The sequence below is a fragment of the Sphingobium bisphenolivorans genome (assembly GCF_000412635.1).
Classification (GTDB): domain Bacteria; phylum Pseudomonadota; class Alphaproteobacteria; order Sphingomonadales; family Sphingomonadaceae; genus Sphingobium; species Sphingobium bisphenolivorans.
The window spans coordinates 1-16899 of the sequence record NZ_ASTG01000001.1 but is presented as its reverse complement, the minus strand read 5'-3'; the positions used below and the strand labels follow the sequence as shown (position 1 = coordinate 16899).

The following is a 16899-nucleotide window of genomic DNA, read 5'->3' as shown; positions in this document are numbered from 1 at the left end:
TCCGGACCTGACCTCAACAGGGGCGGGGGAGCGTGGTCAGCGCTTCCCCGCCTTCTTTGCACTGCATTTCCCAAGGGGGACTTTCCAGCCATGTCGAAGCCGCTCAGCCTGGCGCGCCTGCTCCTGATTTCCACCGCGCTGTCCGCTCCGGCGGCGATGGCGCAAACCACCACCGACAGCGCGCCCAGCTCGGGCGTGCCGAGCGCTTCGGAAGAATCCGACGCGCAGGCGGGGCGGGTCGATGTCTCGATCCCCGGCTCCGACATCATCGTCACCGGCCGCCGCACCAGCAATGTGAGCCAGGCCGCGCCGCAGGTGGTGAACGTGCTGTCCGCCGCCGACATCAAGCGCACGGGCGAGGGCGATATCGCGGGATCGCTCCAGCGCGTGACCGGCCTGTCGGTCGTGTCGGGCGGCTATGTCTATGTGCGCGGCCTTGGCGACCGCTATTCGCTGGCACTGCTGAACGGTTCGCCGCTGCCGAGCCCCGAGCCGCTGAAGCGCGTGGTGCCGCTCGACATCTTCCCGACCAGCGTGATCGCCTCGACGCTGGTGCAGAAAAGCTATTCCGCCAACTTCCCCGGCGAGTTCGGCGGCGGCGTCATCAACCTGACGACCAAGGCGATTCCGGTCGAAAGCTATCTGGAACTGGGCATCGGCAGCTCGGCCAATACCGAAACGTCGGGCCAGCACGGCTACACCTATTATGGGAGCAAGTCCGACTGGACCGGCTTCGACGATGGATCGCGTGACGTGCCGCCGCTGCTCGCTGAAGCGTTCAAGAGCGGGACGCCCTTCTCCAACATGCCGCGCAGCGACTTGCAGGCAATTTCGATGCAGTTCCTCAACGCCAAGACGTCGGTGCTGCAGCGGACCAACAGCCTGCCGTTCAACTTTTCGGGTTCGATCAATGCCGGGACCGCGGCGGACGTGGGCGATGACGGCCGCCTGGGGCTGCTGCTGACGGCTTCCTACAGCAACAAATGGCGCACCCGCGCCTCCTTGCAGCAGGCTTCGATCAATCTGGAGCAGGCACCGGGCAAGAACAGCCTGCAGATCTCGACCGACAATGAGGTGACGTTCAACGCGCTGGTCGGCGTGGGGCTGGAATGGGGCGACCAGAAGATCCGCTGGACCAACGTCTATATCCGCGACACGCTGAAGCGTGGCGCGCTTTCGCTCGGTCAGAATGACGGCGAGATCGCGGGCGCCGACTATATGACGCAGAATACCGCCTGGTATGAGCGGCAGCTGATCGACACGCAGATCGTCGGCGAGTTCAAGCTGATGGATGCGCTCAGCCTGGACGTGCGCGGCGGCTACGCCAATTCGCAACGCGAGGCGCCCTATGAGCGCGAGTTCGAATATGTGCGGACGAACCGCGACCTGAGCGTCGATCCGGTCGGCAACCGCTTCATCAACGCGCTCAATCGCCAGCGGGGTGACGCTTCGATCACCTTCAGCGATCTTAATGAGAATCTCTGGTCGGGCGGCTGGGACCTGAGCTATAAATTCTCGCCCGCGCTGACGCTGACGGCGGGCTATGCCTATAGCAACACCAAGCGCACATCTTCGCGCTACGAGTTGCATTTCGATGCGACCAACCTGCCGATCTCGGTCCAGCAACTGCGGCCCGACTATCTGCTATCGGATGCGTCGATCCAGCTGTACGATATGGGTCTGCTCGACTTCTCCGGCAATTATCCGGTCTATGATGCGGCGCTGCGCGTTCATGCCGGCTATGCGCAGGCGAGGGCGGAGCTGTTTCCCGGCCTGACCGTCGATGCGGGCGTTCGGTATGAAAAGGGACGGCAGTCGGTGACTGGCGTTGACGTTTACAACACGGGCATCACGCCGGTGAACAGCATCAACAAGGAATATTGGCTGCCCGCCGCCACGATCACCTTCGAGGCGAGCAAGGGGCTGCAGTTCCGGGTGAGCGGGTCCAAGACCATCGCGCGGCCGCAGTTCCGCGAGCTGATCGCGCAGCCCTATATCGATACCGAATCCAACCGCTTCTATCGCGGCAACCCCTTCCTTCAGGACAGCGAGCTCTGGAACGCGGATGTGCGCGCGGAATGGTATATGGGACGGGACGAGCGGCTGACCGCGGCGGCATTCTACAAGAAGATCGACAACCCGATCGAAACCTACACGACGATCAACGACAAATATGACGTCACGACAAGCTTCGCCAACGCTCCGGAAGCGCAGCTCTACGGTGTTGAGTTCGAGGCGCAGAAATATCTGCCGCTCAACAGCGTTTCGGGCGATTTCTTTATCAGCCGCCGGATCGCGCTGATCGCCAACTATACCTATACCCAGTCGAAGCTGAAGGTCGGCGCCGGCGACACCACCATTCCCTATAGCTACACCGCCGGCCCGCTGCCCGCCGCTTCGGACTATTTCCAGGATGGCGTGCCGCTCACGGGGCAGTCGGACCATCTGGTCAATCTGCAGATCGGCCTGGAAGATACGGACAAGCTGTCGCAGCAGACGCTGCTGCTGACCTATGCCAGCCCGCGCGTCACCAGCCGTGGACCCAATCTCCAGCCCGACATCAAGGAGAAGCCGGGTCTGACGCTGGACTTCGTGGCGCGGCAGGCGGTGAAGCTGCCGGGCGGGATCAACAGCGAGTTCAAGTTCGAGGCGCGTAACATCACCGGCCGCAAGTTTCAGGAGGTCCAGGAACTGGACGGCAACAAGGTCTTCTACAACCGGTACAAGATCGGCACGACCATCGCGGCGTCGCTGACGGTGGCGTTATGATGGTCTGAACACGGATCAGGGCAGCCAAGACGCGCGCGGTCCGGGAACGGGTCGCCCACGTCTGCCGTTCATGCTAAGGCGTGCTCCGGTCGGCCGGGGTATTGCGGCGGAGGCAGCCTTGAAACAGGAAGTCGAACTCAAGCTGGAGCTGGCGTGCGAGTTGGCGGAGCCATTCTCCCGGCTTTCCCTGCTGCCCGAGCAAAGCGAAGTAGCGAAACTGGAGGCGGTCTATTTCGATACGCCCGACAAGCAGCTTTCGGGCAAGGGCGTGAGCCTGCGCATCCGTAAATCGGGCAAGCGGCGGGTGCAGACGGTGAAGGCGGACCGCGATGGCGCGACCGGACTGTTTGCGCGGGCTGAGTGGGAGATGCCGGTGCCGGGCAATGTGCCGGTGCTCGACACGCGCACGCCGGTCGCGGCGATGCTGGGCGATGCGGTGCAGGCGATCGAACCGATGTTCCATGTCGATGTCGAGCGCCGCACCTGGCTGGTCGCGGAAAATGGCGCCGAGATCGAACTGGTGCTGGACCAGGGGCGGGTGCATGCGGGCGACCGCGAGGAGCCGGTCTGCGAGGTCGAACTGGAACTCAAGTCAGGCGAGCCGGGCGCATTGTTCGCGCTGGCGCGGCGGATCGATGCGGAGGTGCCGGTGCGGCCGGCGGTGCTGAGCAAGTCGGAGCGCGGCTATCGGCTGCTGGAAGCGCTGCCGACGGCGGTGAAGGCCGAAGCGGTGGCGCTCAATGGATCGATGACGGCGCAAAGGGCGTTCGTGCAGGTCGTGCTCGCCTGCGTGCGGCATTATCGGCTGAACGAAGCGCTGCTGATGGATCATTATGATCCCAAGGCGCTGCACCAGGCGCGGGTGGCGATCCGGCGGCTGCGTTCCGCGCTGTTTCTGTTCAAGCCGATGCTGGCGCTGGAGGATTTGGCGCGCTTTCAGGGCGAGCTCAAATGGCTGGCGGGTGAATTGGGCGAGGCGCGCAATCTGGACGTGCTGGCGGAGCGAGCCGAGAATGACGATCTGCGCGAGCGGCTGGAGGTGGTGCGGGCTGAGGTGCACACGCGCATCGGACATTGGCTGCGATCGGCGCGGGTGCGGATGCTGATGATGGATCTGGTGGAATGGCTCTCGCTCGGCGCAGGGCAGGGCGATGCGGTGAAACGGGAAATGCCGGCCGCGCGCTTTGCGGGCAAGCGGATGCAGAAGCTCTACCGCCGCATCGCGAAAGGCGGCGAGGATATGGAGGACCTGTCCGACGACGAACGGCATGAGGTGCGCAAGAACGCCAAGAAGCTGCGCTATGCCGCCGAATTTTTCGTCGGGCTTTACGAGGACAAGAAGCAGCGGCGGAGACAGGGGAAGTTCGTCGCCGCGTTGGAGAAGATGCAGGCGGAACTGGGAACGCTCAGCGATTTCGCGACGGGGGCGGAGACGCTCCGCCACTATGGGCTGGACGATCAGGGCGAATTGACGCCCGACGCGAAGGCGAAGCGCAAGGTGATCGCGGCGGCCGCCGACGCGCATGAGGCGCTGGTGGATGCCAAGCGCTTCTGGACATAGCGTCTAGCCCCAGGGGCGTTCGCGATACCATTTGGTGATGATGTGCTTGACGCCGCTGCGCACCTTCATGCCGTGGTGGATGCTGGCGGGGTTGCTATCGCTGGTCGCGTGAAATGCAAGCACCGTCGTTTCCTTCGTTGCGCTTGTCATCAAAGCGTCACAAAGATGTCATCTGCCAGTAAAACCAATTTCCTAGCAGGCGCAGGCATCAAGGGGGATCAGCGGCGCTCATGCGTGTGCCTTTTCGTGACAATTTAAGGACCATGGGCGGGCGGCTGGCGCCGATCGACTGGCTGTCGATGGCTGAGAAGCTGCTGCTCGGCCTGCTCGCCCTGCAATGCGCGCGGCTGGTCTGGGCGGTGCTGACGCCGGTCGGCAGCTTCGGCCCGTGGGAAGGAAGGCAGGCACAGTTTCCCGCTCCGGCGGCGCGGCAGGCGCTGTTTTCGAGCTTCGATCCCTTTTATCGCGGCGGGCCGCAGCCGGCTGGCGGCGGGGTCGTGACCTCACTGGCGCTGACGGTGTACGGCATTCGGCTGAACGAGGGATCGGGACAGGGCTCCGCGATCGTCGCGGGGCCGGACGGCGTGCAGAATAGCTATGCCGTCGGCGATGAGATCATGCCCGGCGTCGTGTTGAAGGCCGTTGCTTTCGATCATATCACCATCGACCGGGGCGGCGCGGAGGAGCAGGTTTTCCTCGACCAGTCACAGCCCGCGCCTGCTGTCGCGCCGGGCGGTGCTGCTCCTGGCGCGCCGGCGCTGGTGGGGCAGGATAATCCCACCGCCGACAGCCTGAAGCGCGACATCGGCTTCACGCCACGGATGCAGAATGGCCGCGTCACCGGCCTGATCCTGAGCGGCCGCGGTCCCGGCTTCCAAGTCGCCGGTTTCCAGCCGGGTGACATCGTGACGGCGGTGGATGGGCAGCCGATCGGCTCCGCATCCGATCTTCAGGCGCTGCAAGGGAAGCTCATCCCCGGCGCGCGCATCTCCCTGACGGTGGAGCGCGGCGCGAGCCCGGCGACCATCAACCTGACACTGCAAGGCCAATGACCAGACAATTGCTTCTTTCCGCCGCCATGGCGCTCGCGCTGGCGACGCCCTTTGGCTCGCCCGTCATGGCACAGCAGACGCTGAATGTGCGCGATGCGGATATCCGCGCATTCATTCAGGACGCGGCGCGGGTGACGGGGCGGACCTTCATCATCGACAATCGGGTGCAGGGGAAGGTGTCGGTCGTGACCGACCGGCCTTTGTCGCGATCGGAATATTTCGAGATTTTCCTGTCGACCCTGCGCGCCAACGGGTTGGTGGCGGTGCCCGCGCCGGGCGGCGCTTATCGCATACAGCCCGCTGATGGCGCGGCGGGGCAGCCGAGCCTCGTGGGGCGTGCGGCCAATCGCAACCAGTTCGTGACGGAGGTGTTCCGCCTGCGCTCCATCGACGCGGCGAGCGCGCTGGAAACGCTGCGTCCGCTGGTGAGCCGGGATGGCTCCGTGACGGCCAACCGGGCCGGCAACAGCGTGGTCGTGGCAGACTATGCCGACAATATCGGCCGCATCCGGCAGGTGCTGGCGCGGATCGACCGGGACACCGCCTCCACCACGACGGTGCTGCTGAAGAATGCGGGCGCGCGCGAGATCGCGACCTCGCTTCAGGCGCTGGTGACATCGGGCGGGGAGGGCGCGGCCAGGGCGGCGACCATCGTGCCGGTCGACAGCAGCAATTCGGTCGCGATCCGGGGGGATGCCGGGACGGTGGCGCGGCTGGCGCAGATGGCGCGCGACCTCGACCGGCAGGCGGCAAGCGGGACGGAGATTCGGGTCTATTGGCTGGAACATGCCGACGCGGAGAAGCTGTTGCCGGTGTTGCAGCAGCTGGTGGGGCAGGCCACCAGTTCGCCGGTGACCGCTTCGACGCCTGCGGCGGGTGGCGGGGCATCGGCTGTCTCACCGGCCGCATCCGTAGCGGTCGCCAGTTCGGGCGGGTCGGGTAGTGGGATCTCCAATCGCGGGCCGGCGATCGTGACGCGCTATGAAGGCGCGAACGCGATCATCGTTGCGGCGAACAGCGATGTGCAGCGCATGCTGGGCGAGACGGTGCGGCAGCTCGACTCCCGGCGCGAGCAGGTGCTGGTGGAGGCGATCATCGTCGAGATCAGCGACGCCGCCGCCAAGAAGCTGGGCGTGCAATTCCTGATCGGCAGCACCAGCACCGGCTTTGCCGCGACCAACTATTCCAATGCGCAGCCGAACCTGTTGACGCTCGGCGGGGCGGTCGCCGCCAGTGAACTGGGGACGACGACGACCACGGTGGTGGCGCCTGACGGCACGCGCACGACGACGGAAACGCGGGAAAATGGCGAGCTGGCGAGCACCCTGCAGCAAGCGGCGATCAACAGCCTGCAAAGCGCGACCGGGATCATCGGCGGCCTTGGCACGCAGATCGGCAGGAACGGCATCTTCGGCGCGATCATCAACGCGGTGAAATCCGACACCAACAGCAATATCCTGTCGACGCCGTCGATCATGACGCTGGATAATCAAAAGGCCTCGATCCTGGTCGGCCAGCAGGTGCCGATCACCACAGGCGAAGCGCTCAGCCAGAATTTCGACAACCAGTTCCGCACGGTGCAGCGGCAGGATGTCGGCATCAAGCTGGAAGTGAAGCCGCAGATCAATACCGGCGGCGCGATCAAGCTGTTCCTGAAGCAGGAAGTGTCGAGCGTCGCCGGGCCGGTCAGCAACGACAACAGCGACCTCATCATCAACAAGCGCGAGATCGAGACGACGGTCACGGTGGACGATGGCGAGATATTGGCGCTGGGCGGCCTGCTGGACGATAATGAACGGCGGACGATCGAGCGCATTCCGTTGCTGTCCGACATTCCGGGCCTCGGCGAGCTGTTCAAGTCGCGCAGCAAGAGCCGGACCAAGACCAACCTCATGGTCTTCATCCGGCCGACGATCCTGCGGTCGAAGGAGGATGCGCAGCGGCTGACGCAGCAGCGCTACGGCTATGTCCGGGGCATGCAGTTGCAGCGCAATCCCGATGCCGAGCCGAGTATCGATGAACTGGTGCGCGACTATATGGGCGCGGCGCCTCCGGAGGCAGCGCCGCAACCGGGGGACGCGGTGGTGCAGCCGGCGGCGGAGATAATCGAGCCGACGGCGCGGCGGTCGAGCAGCGTGGTGCGGCCGGTCGGTGGAGAGCGGCCGTGATATATGCCTGCCCCGCCCGGAGTGAGCTTCGCTGGGCTCGGCACGAGGCTTCGACTTCGCGCAGCCCGAACGGAGGTTGGTGTGAGTGAAGCCGTATCCGATCCGCTTGGCATAAGCGTGCAAGTGCCTCCCCGCGCCGTCGACATTCCCTATGTCTTCGCGCGCAAGCATGGCGTCGTCATGCTGCCGCTGGACGGCGAGCGCCTCACCATCGCCGTGCGCGAGGGGAGCGATCCGCGCGTGCTGCTGGAGGTGCGGCGGCATCTGGCGCGCAGCTTCGACGTGCGCTTTGTCGATCCGGCGCAGTTCGACCGGCATCTGTCCGACCATTATGCGATGGAGGGGAGCGCTGCCGCCATGGCGGGATCGCTGGAGGTCGGGGCGGATGAACTCGACATCCTGGCCGCCGATATTCCGACCGCCGACGATCTGCTCGACAGCGCGGACGATGCGCCCGCCATCCGCCTGATCAACGGCATCATTGCCGAGGCCGCGCGGCAGGGCGTGTCGGACATTCATATCGAGCCTTATGAAACGGGCCTGATCGTGCGCATGCGCGTCGATGGAGTGCTGCGCGAGACGCTGCGCATGCCGCCGCATGTGGCGCCGGTGGTGGTCAGCCGCATCAAGGTGATGGCGCGGCTCGACATTGCCGAGCGGCGCGTGCCGCAGGATGGGCGCATCGGGCTGACGCTGGGCGGCAAGCTGCTCGACGTGCGCGTATCGACGCTGCCGAGCCGGGCGGGCGAGCGGGTGGTGCTGCGTATTCTCGACAAGGAGAATGCGGGAATGAACCTCGACCTGCTGGGCATGGCGGGGGCGGCGGACCGGATCTTCCGCGAGGGCCTGCAGGAGCCCAACGGTATCATTCTCGTCACCGGGCCGACCGGTTCGGGCAAGACGACGACGCTCTATGCGGGCGTGCGCCAGTTGAATGACGGGACGCGCAATATCCTGACGGTCGAGGACCCAGTGGAATATGCGGTCGAGGGTGTCGGGCAGACGCAGGTGAATGCGAAGGTCGGCCTCACCTTTGCCGCCGGGCTGCGGGCGATCTTGCGGCAGGACCCCGATGTGGTGATGGTCGGCGAAATTCGCGACCGGGAGACGGCGGAGATCGCTGTGCAAGCGTCGCTGACAGGGCATCTGGTGCTCTCGACCGTGCACACCAATGACGCCGTGGGCGCGATCACCCGGATGCGGGACATGCGGGTGGAGCCGTTCCTGCTCGCCTCCACGCTGCGCGCGGTGATCGCGCAGCGGCTGGTGCGGCGGTTGTGCCAGCATTGCCGCGAGCCAGTGCAGGCGGACAAGTCGGCGAGCGCGCTGCTGGGCTTCGATCCGGGCACGATCATCTATCGGGCGCGTGGGTGCGAAGAGTGCAACGGGACGGGCTACAGGGGGCGCATCGGCGTGTTCGAGGCGATCCGGGTGGACGATACGATCCGGCGCCTGATCAACGATGGCGGCGATGAGTCTCTGATCGCGCGGCATGCCTTCCTGAACGCGCCCAATCTGGGGTCGGCGGCGCGGGCGCTGGTGCGCGACGGGCAGACGACGGCGGAGGAAGCGATCCGTGTGTCCCGGCGCGAGGCGGCGGAGGTGGAAAGCATCGCCGATGGCTGAGTATGACTATATCGCCATCGATCCGGCCGGCCGCGAGCGCAAGGGATCGGTCAAGGCCGAGACGGTGGAGGATGCGCGCGCCCGACTGGACGCGCGCAAGCTGTTCATCGTGCGGATCGAGCCGGGCGCGGTCGAGACGGCGCGCAAGCGGGCGGGGCTGTCGTTGCGGTCGCCGCGCCTGTCGGCCAAGGAATTGACGCTGTTCACCCGGCAGTTGTCCACGCTGATCCAGGTGAGCCCGCTGGAGGAATCGCTGCGCACGATCGGGCGGCAGAGCGAGCAGGATCATGTGCGGGCGATCGTGGGCAAGGTGCACTCCGGCGTGCTGGAGGGGCGGCGGCTGGCCGACGCGCTGGGTGCGGAGCCGAAAAGCTTTCCGGCGCTCTATCGGGCGATGGTGTCGGCGGGCGAGAGTTCGGGCAGCCTGCCGACTATCATGGAGCGGCTTTCCGAACTGATGGAGCGGCAGGCGGTCATTCGGTCGAAGGTGCTGACCGCTATCGCCTATCCCAGCGTGCTGGCGGCCTTTGCCGTTTGCGTGGTGGCGGCGCTGATGATCTTCGTCGTGCCGAAGGTCGTCGAGCAGTTCGACACAGTAGGGCAGCAACTGCCGCTGCTGACGCGGATGGTGATGGGGCTTTCGGCTTTTCTGGCTGGCTATTGGTGGCTGTTGCTGGTGCTGATCGGGCTTGGCGCATTCGGCTTCTGGCGCGCGATGAAGGTGGACAGCTTTCGCTATCGCTTCGATGGCATGCTGCTGCGGCTGCCGCTGCTGGGGCGGCTGATCCGCGACCTGCATGCAGCCCGGATGGCGCGGACGCTCTCGACCATGGTGGCGAGCCGGCTGCCGCTGATGGAGGGCTTGGCGCTCACCACCCAGACCGTGCACAATCGGGTGCTGCGGCAGGCTTCGGAAGAGATTGTCGAGGCCATTCGCGGCGGTGGCAGCCTGTCGGCGGCGCTGCGGCGGGCGGGCGTGTTTCCGCCGCTGCTGGTCTATCTGGCCGCGAGTGGGGAGAGCGCGGGGCGGCTCGACACCATGCTGGAGCGGGCGGCGGATTATCTGGAGCGGGAGTTCGACAGTTTCACCTCCACCGCGCTGGCCATGCTGGAGCCGGTGATCATCATCGCCATGGGCGGCATCGTCGCCGTCATCATCTTGTCCATCCTGCTGCCCATCCTGCAATTGCAGAGCCTGACGGGGGCGTGAAGGAGTTGAGTATGTTCGATTTTCTCTGCCGTCATTCTCGCGAAGGCGGGAATTCATCTCCTGAACGTTTCGCCTGGCGCTTCTGGCGGGAGATGGATCCCCGCCTGCGCGGGGATGACGATGGAGAAAGTGGGTTCACCCTCGTCGAGCTGATGGTCGTCATCGTCATCATCGGGCTGTTGGCGACGATCGTGGCGATCAACGTCATTCCCGCGACTGACACGGCGCGCGTCGAGAAGGCGAAGGCGGACATCGCCACGATCGAGCAGGCGCTGGAACAATATCGGCTCGACAACCTGACCTATCCGTCGGCGGCCGACGGTTTGCAGGCATTGATCAACCCGCCGGCAACGCTGGCGCAGCCGCAGCGCTATCGGCGCGGGGGCTATATCAAGAAGCTGCCCAACGATCCGTGGGGGCGCGCCTATAGCTATACCGTGCCGGGGAAGAAGGGCGCGTTCGACATCGGTTCGCTGGGCGCGGACGGCCAGCCGGGCGGCGAGAGCGAGAATGCGGATATTTATTCCAGCGAGCTTTGATCGGCAGCTCCTTCCGTTCAGCCCGAAAGGGGGGAGGGCGGTGCTTCCCGAGGAGGGGTTTACGCTCATAGAGCTGATGGTCGTGCTGACGATCATCGGCTTCATTTCCGCTGCCGTAGTGCTGGCGATCCCCGATCCGCGAGGGCGGGTGGTCGAGGATGCCGACCGCTTCGCCGCGCGCGTTGCCGCCGCGCGCGACGAAGCGGTCGTCACCGCGCGGCCGATGGGGCTCTGGGTGTCGGCGTCGGGCTATGGCTTTCAGCGCCGTGAGGGCGGCAAGTGGGCGCCGTTGGAGGACAAGCCCTTCGTGACCACGAACTGGAAGGGCGGCACGCGGGCGCTGGTGGGTAAGGACGGCCGGCAGCAGATCGGCTTCGACGGCACGGGTCTGCCGACCGATCCGATGACGGTGACGCTGGCGCGCGAGGGTGAGCGGGTTTCTATCATCGTCGATATGACAGGAAAGGTTCTCGTCGGTGGCTAGGCGCGAGGCGGGCTTTACGCTGCTGGAAATGCTGGTCGCGCTGGCGGTGTTCAGCCTCGCCGCGCTGGCGCTGGTGCGGTTGCAGGGGGTGACGCTGCATACGGCCGCCGATCTCGACAGCAAGGCGATGGCGCAGATTGTCGCGCGCAACATGATGGTGGAGGTGCAGACCGATCCCTCACCGCCCGCGTCAGGGACCGCGCAGGGCGAGGTGGAGAATGGCGGGCGGCACTGGCACTGGAGCCGGGAGGTCAAGGCGACTGACGACAAGCGGTTGTTGCAGGTCAACCTGACCGTCGACGGGCAGGCGGGATCATCGCCGGTCGTGCTGAGCTTTGTGCGGGCGGTGCAGTGATGCGCGTCCTTATTCGACAGCCGTTCAAAAGGAACGGGGGTGGGGAGGGGCGCAAGCGCGGGCCCGGGCAGAGCGGCTTCACGCTGATCGAACTGCTGGTCGCGCTGATGATCTTTGCGATGCTGGCAGGGGCGGGCGTGCTGCTGCTGGGGAACAGCGTGTCGGCGCAGGCGCAGGTCAAAGAACGGCTGGACGACATGGCGGCGGTGCAGCGGGCGAGCGGCGCGCTGGCGGCGGACCTGGGGCAAGCGGTGCCGCGCATCAGCCGGACGGAGGCGGGTACGCTGGCGCCGGCTTTCTGGTCGCATAGCGAGGGCGAAGCGGTGCCCGTGCTCCAGTTCGTGCGGGGCGGCTGGGATAATCTGGGCGATCTGCAGCGGCCGTCCTTGCAGAAGGTCGAATATTGGGTGCGGCAGGGCAGGCTGGAGCGGCGCACCTATGCGCAGGTCGATGGTGCGGCGGGCGATGAACCGGCGGCGCTGCTGGAGAATGTCGAGGATGTCGCCTTGCGCTTTCGCGACGGCAGGGGCGAGTGGCGCGAAGAGTGGGCGCCGACGCAGCCGGACCTGATGCCGCGCGCCGTTGAGTTGACGCTCACGCGCACGGGCGAGCCGGCCGTGACGCTGCGCTTCCTTGTCGGGCCGGGGCCTGCGGAGCAGCTGTCAGGGGAGGCGGCGGGTGGCTGATCCACGCAAGGCCGGAGAGCAGGGCGCTGCGCTATTGACGGTGCTGCTGCTGGTGGCGGTGATGGCGGTCGTCGCCTCCACCGCGCTGGAGCGGCTGGCGCTGGCGACGCGGATGGCGGGTAATGGCGGCGCGGTCGATCAGGCGCGCGCCTTCGCCGATGCGGGTGCTGAGGTCGCGCGGTTGAAGATCGACGATCTGGTGGCGGCGAACCCCGGCAAGACGACGCTGGCGGGCAACTGGATGGGCACGCCCCAGCCGATCGCGGTGCCGGGCGGCGTGGCGAGCGCGCGGGTGACCGATGGCGGCAACTGCTTCAACCTGAACAGCGTGGTCGCGGGCGATGATGAGGCCAATTTGAAGGTGCGGCCCGTGGGCGTGTCGCAGTTCCAGGCGCTGTTGCAGGCGCTGGGGGTCGATGCCCGGCTGGCGCAGGTCGCGGCGGTGTCGCTGGCGGACTGGATCGACACGGACAGCGTGCCGCAGCCCGGCGGCGCGGAGGACGAAACCTATGCGCAGGCGGCGCGGCCCTATCGCACGGCCAACCGCTTCATGGTCGATGCCAGCGAATTGCGGGCGGTGCATGGCGTCAGCCCGGCCATCTATGATCTGGTGCGGCCGTGGGCGTGCGCTTTGCCGACCGCAGATCTTTCGCCGATCAACATCAACACGCTGTTGCCCGATCAGGCGCCCTTGTTCGCGATGCTGTTGCAAGGGCAGATCAGCGTCGCGCAGGCGCGGCAATTGCTGGCGCAGCGGCCGGCGGAGGGCTACGGCAGCACGGTGCAATTCTGGGCTCCGCTCGCCAGCAGCGGGATCAGTCCGCTGGAGGAAGTCGGGCAGCAGGTCAAATTGACGACGGGATTTTTCGGGGTGGAAGTGTCGGTGGATGTCGGGGGAACCCAGATTGTGGAGCGGGCGCTGATCGACGCGCGGCAAAGCCCGGCGGTGCTGGTGCGGCGCAACTGGGGGAGCGGGGCGTGAGCCGTAGCGAGGCGCTGATCGTCGCCCTGCCCGAAGCGGCCGAGGCCGAGCCGCTGTGGATGCGCGTGGTGGATGGCGCGGTGGTGCAGAGCGGGGCGGGCGCCAATTGGCTCGCCGCCTGCGGGCTGGCGGCGTTGCCCGAGGATGCCGTGGTGATGCTGGTGCCGCCCGCGCCGCTGGTGACGCTGCACTGGGTGTCCTATCCTGAATTGCCGGCGCGGCAGGGCCGGGCGGCGGCGCGGCTGTTGGCGCTGGCCGGTGCGATCGTGCCGGGCGACCAGCTGTTCGCCGCGAGCGATGAGAATGATGACCCTGCGCGTCCGCACCTGATCGCGGTCGGGGCGCGCGCGGACATGCAGCATTGGCTGCTGTGGGCGCAGCATCATGGGCTCGATCCCGACATCATCGTGCCGGCGGCGCTGCTGCTGCCCGAAATATCCGACGGGTTTGGCCGGGGGGTTGTCGGCGCCGAGACGGTGCTGCGCGGCGCGGACATGGCGCTGGCCGGCGATCTTGCCCTGCCGGAGCTGATCGGCGATGCCGTGGTTCGCGATGTCGCGGCGGAGGAAGTCAATGCACGCGCGATCGCCGCGCTGGAGCGTCCGCCACTCGACATGCGGCAGGGCGACTTCGCCAAACGAGTGCGGCGCTCGCTCGACAAGCGGACGCTGGAGCGGATCATATTATGGAGCGCGCTGATCCTGCTCGTCAGCCTGCTTATCGCGCTCGTCGGCATGGTGCGCCAACATGCGACGGCGAACAGCCTGGACGCCGACAGCCTGGCGCGTGCGCAGCAGGTGGTGCCAGGCGCGTCCGACCTTGGCCAGGCCGAGGCGGAGATGGATCGGCAACTCGCGGCGCGGGGCGCGGGAAGCTACGCCTTCACCGCGCCGGTCGCCGGGTTGCTGAGCGCGATGCAGGATGCGCCGGGCGTATCGCTGACCACCCTGTCGCGCGATCCCGACGGGATGATCCGCGCGACCCTGGCGGCAGCGAAGGCGGACGACATCAACATGGTTCTGCTCGCGCTGCAGGCGGCGGGCTTCACGATCACGGCGACGCCCTCACAGGACCCGGGCGGGCGGACGCTGGCGGACATCACGGTGCGGTCATGATGGACAGGCTGAGGACGATGTGGGGCGAGCGGTCGCCGCGCGAGCAATGGATGCTGGGCGTGATGTTCGCGCTGCTCGCGGTGGTGGTGCTGTGGCTTGGCATATTCCGGCCGCTGGAGGCTGCGCAGCGGTCGGCGCGTGACGCCTTGCGTGAGGCGACGGATCGCAACGCGGCGATCCGCATGAAGGTGAAGCTGCTGAAGTCGCTCCCTCGCTCGGCAGCTGTCGGCCCGTCGGCGTCGGTCGAGCAGTTCGTCGGGCAGAGCGCTGGTGAGGCGGGACTGACGCTGGAGCGGGCGCAGGCGCAGGGCAGCGACCGGATGGAGATCGCGGTGGCGTCGGTGCGGCCGGTGGCGCTCTTTTCCTGGCTGGCGGCGCTGGAGGCGCAGGGCGTCCGGGTGGAGACGATGAGCGCGCGACCCTCGCCCACGGCAGGCAGCGTGTCGGTTCATGCGGTGCTGGTGCGGGGCGCGCGGCAGTGAGCGGGCTGCATCTGTCGCGCCGGGTACGGGTCGCGTTGATTACGGTCTTCGCGCTTGGGTTCCTGATCTTCATGCCGATGCGGATTGCGCTGGGCATGGCGGGGCTGGAGCGGCTGGGCGTCGCGGCGCGGGAAGTGCGCGGGACGGTTTGGAGCGGCTCCATCGACCAGCTGATGCTGGGCACCACATCGCTGGGATCAGTGCGCGCCGGCCTGTCGCCGATGTCGTTGCTGGTCGGGCGGGCGCGCTTCGACATCTGGCGGCGTAGCGGCGCGGCCGATGACCTGAGCGGCGCGCTGACGGTCGGCTTCGGGCGAATCGGCGTGGATGATGTGAGCGGCGCGGTGCCGCTGGGACGGACCTTCGCGCCCCTGCCGGTCGGCAGTCTGGTGATGGAGGATGTGAGCGCCTATTTCTCCGGCCAGCGCTGCGGCCATGCCGAGGGACGGATAAGGGCGCAGATGGCCGGGCAGTTTCCGGGGCTGAACCTGACGCAGGGTCTGTCCGGCGTGGCGGCATGCGATGGCGACGCGCTGTTGCTCCCGCTGGTCAGCCAGTCGGGGATGGAGAAGGTCAATCTGCGCATCTGGCGTTCCGGCCGCTATGTGGCCGAGATGCGGGTCGAGACGGCAGACGCGGCGTTGGGCGCCGCGCTGGCGAAGGCCGGCTTTGCCGACGCGGGCGGCGTGCGCGTGCTGAAGGTCGAAGGGACGCTGTGATCGAACCGCTGGCCGCGATTTTCGGCGGCGTCCTCGGAGCAGTTGCCGGAAGCTTCCTCGCCACGCTGATCCTGCGCTGGCCCGAAGGACGCGGCATGGCGCGAGGGCGGTCGGCCTGCGACGGGTGCGGGCGGGTATTGGGCGTGCTTGATCTGGTGCCGCTGCTGAGCGCGTTGGTGCAGCGGGGGCGCTGCCGGACATGCGGCGGCGCGATCGATCCGCTGCATGGTCGGGTAGAGGTGGCGTGCGCGATCATCGGTGCGCTGGCGGTCGGTTTCGCGCCCCATCTCGGCGGCGTGGGCTGGGCCTTGCTCGGCTGGCTGCTGCTGACGCTGGCGGTGCTGGACAAGCGGCATTTCTGGCTGCCCGATGCGCTGACGCTGCCGCTCGCCTTCATGGGGCTGACGATCGGCTTGTGGTCGACCGACGCCGTGATGATCGATCGGGTGGTCGGGGCGGTCGCGGGCTATGTCGGCCTGCTGGCGGTGGCGCTCGGCTATCGCGGCTTGCGCGGGCGTGAAGGGCTGGGGCTGGGCGATGCCAAGCTGCTGGGCGCGCTGGGCGCATGGTTCGGCTGGCAGGCGCTGCCCTTCATCCTGCTGCTGGCGACGACGTTGGGGTTGTTGGCCGTGCTGGGCGCTCTGGCGACCGGGAGATCGATTGACGGTGGAACGCGGGTGCCGCTTGGCACCTTTCTGGCGCTTGCGGCAGTCCCGGGATGGTGGGTGGCGCAGATGATCGTCGGTTAGATCATGTTAGCGTCCCGATCCGCCCTGCGCCGCCGATCCGGTGGCTGAGGAGCCGGGGGCGGAGGTCGGGCTGTCGGCTGCGGTGACGGCGCCGCGGGTGCTCGTCTCTCCGTCTGTTCTGGCGCTGCCGGCGCTTTCGCCGGGGATGCCGTCAGGCACGGTGCCGCTGGTCGTGTTGCTGGGCGCGAAGGTCGAGTCCCCGGAATCCGCCTGATCGGAAGGCGCGCAGGCGATCAAAGCGAGGGCGGCGACCGCCAGAGGGGTGAATTTCAGCATGGCTTTCTCCCGGCTGTTGCTATCGAGCAGCAACGGCCTCTCCCCGCGCGGCGTTCCGGCAAAGCGGTCCCAGGCCATACTGGGTTAGCAGGTGAGGGAGATGATGGTAGCGGAGGAGGGACTTGA

At 67.0% G+C, this 16899-nt stretch carries 16 protein-coding genes and 1 pseudogene; 15 read left to right on the top strand and 2 right to left on the bottom strand.

What is annotated here, in order from left to right; genetic code table 11:
- Positions 1-90 precede the first annotated feature (90 nt).
- Positions 91-2769 (top strand): TonB-dependent receptor domain-containing protein, encoded by a 2679-nt coding sequence (locus tag L858_RS0100085; protein ID WP_022681105.1) that lies wholly within the window; start codon positions 91-93, stop codon positions 2767-2769.
- A gap of 118 nt (positions 2770-2887) precedes the next feature.
- Positions 2888-4330 carry a CYTH and CHAD domain-containing protein gene (locus L858_RS0100080; RefSeq protein WP_022681104.1) on the top strand — a complete coding sequence of 481 codons (1443 nt, stop codon included), beginning with the start codon at positions 2888-2890 and terminating at the stop codon, positions 4328-4330.
- Positions 4331-4333: 3 nt separating this feature from the next.
- On the opposite strand, the pseudogene L858_RS21535 reads toward L858_RS0100080, so the two are convergent.
- Positions 4334-4423, bottom strand: a pseudogene (locus L858_RS21535) (oxygenase); the annotation flags it as partial.
- A gap of 137 nt (positions 4424-4560) precedes the next feature.
- Here L858_RS21535 and L858_RS0100070 point away from each other — a divergent pair.
- The 13 genes from L858_RS0100070 to L858_RS0100010 all read left to right on the top strand — a co-directional run bounded on the left by L858_RS0100070 (position 4561) and on the right by L858_RS0100010 (position 16497).
- Positions 4561-5382 carry a type II secretion system protein N gene (locus L858_RS0100070; protein ID WP_028055636.1) on the top strand — a complete coding sequence of 274 codons (822 nt, stop codon included), beginning with the start codon at positions 4561-4563 and terminating at the stop codon, positions 5380-5382.
- Entirely contained in the window at positions 5379-7550 is a 2172-nt protein-coding gene (gspD, locus tag L858_RS0100065) for a type II secretion system secretin GspD (protein ID WP_022681101.1), read from the top strand. Before L858_RS0100070 ends, gspD begins: the two co-directional genes overlap by 4 nt.
- 81 nt (positions 7551-7631) lie before the next feature.
- Positions 7632-9176 carry a type II secretion system ATPase GspE gene (gene gspE, locus L858_RS0100060; protein WP_051132566.1) on the top strand — a complete coding sequence of 515 codons (1545 nt, stop codon included), beginning with the start codon at positions 7632-7634 and terminating at the stop codon, positions 9174-9176.
- Positions 9169-10386, top strand: a complete 1218-nt coding sequence (gene gspF / locus L858_RS0100055; RefSeq protein ID WP_022681099.1) for a type II secretion system inner membrane protein GspF — start codon at positions 9169-9171, stop codon at positions 10384-10386. Before gspE ends, gspF begins: the two co-directional genes overlap by 8 nt.
- A 92-nt stretch (positions 10387-10478) precedes the next feature.
- Entirely contained in the window at positions 10479-10925 is a 447-nt protein-coding gene (gspG, locus tag L858_RS0100050; protein ID WP_028055634.1) for a type II secretion system major pseudopilin GspG, read from the top strand.
- A gap of 40 nt (positions 10926-10965) precedes the next feature.
- Positions 10966-11409, top strand: coding sequence for a GspH/FimT family pseudopilin (locus L858_RS0100045; protein WP_022681097.1), 444 nt, complete (start codon positions 10966-10968; stop codon positions 11407-11409).
- Complete coding sequence (gene gspI, locus L858_RS0100040) at positions 11402-11764, top strand: type II secretion system minor pseudopilin GspI (RefSeq protein WP_022681096.1); 363 nt, start codon at positions 11402-11404, stop codon at positions 11762-11764. The genes L858_RS0100045 and gspI overlap by 8 nt, the downstream gene beginning before the upstream one ends.
- The gene (gene gspJ / locus L858_RS19235; RefSeq protein WP_081643254.1) at positions 11764-12450 is read left to right on the top strand and encodes a type II secretion system minor pseudopilin GspJ; all 687 of its coding nucleotides are present in this window, start codon (positions 11764-11766) and stop codon (positions 12448-12450) included. The genes gspI and gspJ overlap by 1 nt, the downstream gene beginning before the upstream one ends.
- Positions 12443-13432 (top strand): type II secretion system minor pseudopilin GspK, encoded by a 990-nt coding sequence (gene gspK, locus L858_RS0100030; RefSeq protein WP_022681094.1) that lies wholly within the window; start codon positions 12443-12445, stop codon positions 13430-13432. The genes gspJ and gspK overlap by 8 nt, the downstream gene beginning before the upstream one ends.
- Positions 13429-14547 carry a type II secretion system protein GspL gene (gene gspL, locus L858_RS0100025; protein ID WP_022681093.1) on the top strand — a complete coding sequence of 373 codons (1119 nt, stop codon included), beginning with the start codon at positions 13429-13431 and terminating at the stop codon, positions 14545-14547. Before gspK ends, gspL begins: the two co-directional genes overlap by 4 nt.
- Positions 14544-15029, top strand: a complete 486-nt coding sequence (gene gspM / locus L858_RS0100020) for a type II secretion system protein GspM (protein WP_028055631.1) — start codon at positions 14544-14546, stop codon at positions 15027-15029. Before gspL ends, gspM begins: the two co-directional genes overlap by 4 nt.
- Complete coding sequence (gspN, locus tag L858_RS0100015; RefSeq protein WP_022681091.1) at positions 15026-15748, top strand: type II secretion system protein N; 723 nt, start codon at positions 15026-15028, stop codon at positions 15746-15748. Before gspM ends, gspN begins: the two co-directional genes overlap by 4 nt.
- Complete coding sequence (locus tag L858_RS0100010) at positions 15745-16497, top strand: prepilin peptidase (protein ID WP_022681090.1); 753 nt, start codon at positions 15745-15747, stop codon at positions 16495-16497. The genes gspN and L858_RS0100010 overlap by 4 nt, the downstream gene beginning before the upstream one ends.
- Positions 16498-16503: 6 nt before the next feature.
- Here the strand turns inward: L858_RS0100010 and L858_RS0100005 are convergent, their stop codons facing one another.
- Entirely contained in the window at positions 16504-16851 is a 348-nt protein-coding gene (locus L858_RS0100005; protein ID WP_022681089.1) for a hypothetical protein, read from the bottom strand.
- Positions 16852-16899: the final 48 nt, after the last annotated feature.

Excerpts from the sequence above, each read along its gene's own strand:
- gspJ (WP_081643254.1), top strand. The coding sequence starts at position 11,764 with ATGCGCGTCCTTATTCGACAGCCGTTCAAAAGGAACGGGGGTGGGGAG.
- L858_RS0100085 (WP_022681105.1), top strand. The coding sequence starts at position 91 with ATGTCGAAGCCGCTCAGCCTGGCGCGCCTGCTCCTGATTTCCACCGCG.
- gspG (WP_028055634.1), top strand. The coding sequence starts at position 10,479 with ATGGATCCCCGCCTGCGCGGGGATGACGATGGAGAAAGTGGGTTCACC.
- L858_RS0100070 (WP_028055636.1), top strand. The coding sequence starts at position 4,561 with ATGCGTGTGCCTTTTCGTGACAATTTAAGGACCATGGGCGGGCGGCTG.
- L858_RS0100005 (WP_022681089.1), bottom strand. The coding sequence starts at position 16,851 with ATGGCCTGGGACCGCTTTGCCGGAACGCCGCGCGGGGAGAGGCCGTTG.
- gspM (WP_028055631.1), top strand. The coding sequence starts at position 14,544 with ATGATGGACAGGCTGAGGACGATGTGGGGCGAGCGGTCGCCGCGCGAG.
- gspF (WP_022681099.1), top strand. The coding sequence starts at position 9,169 with ATGGCTGAGTATGACTATATCGCCATCGATCCGGCCGGCCGCGAGCGC.
- gspD (WP_022681101.1), top strand. The coding sequence starts at position 5,379 with ATGACCAGACAATTGCTTCTTTCCGCCGCCATGGCGCTCGCGCTGGCG.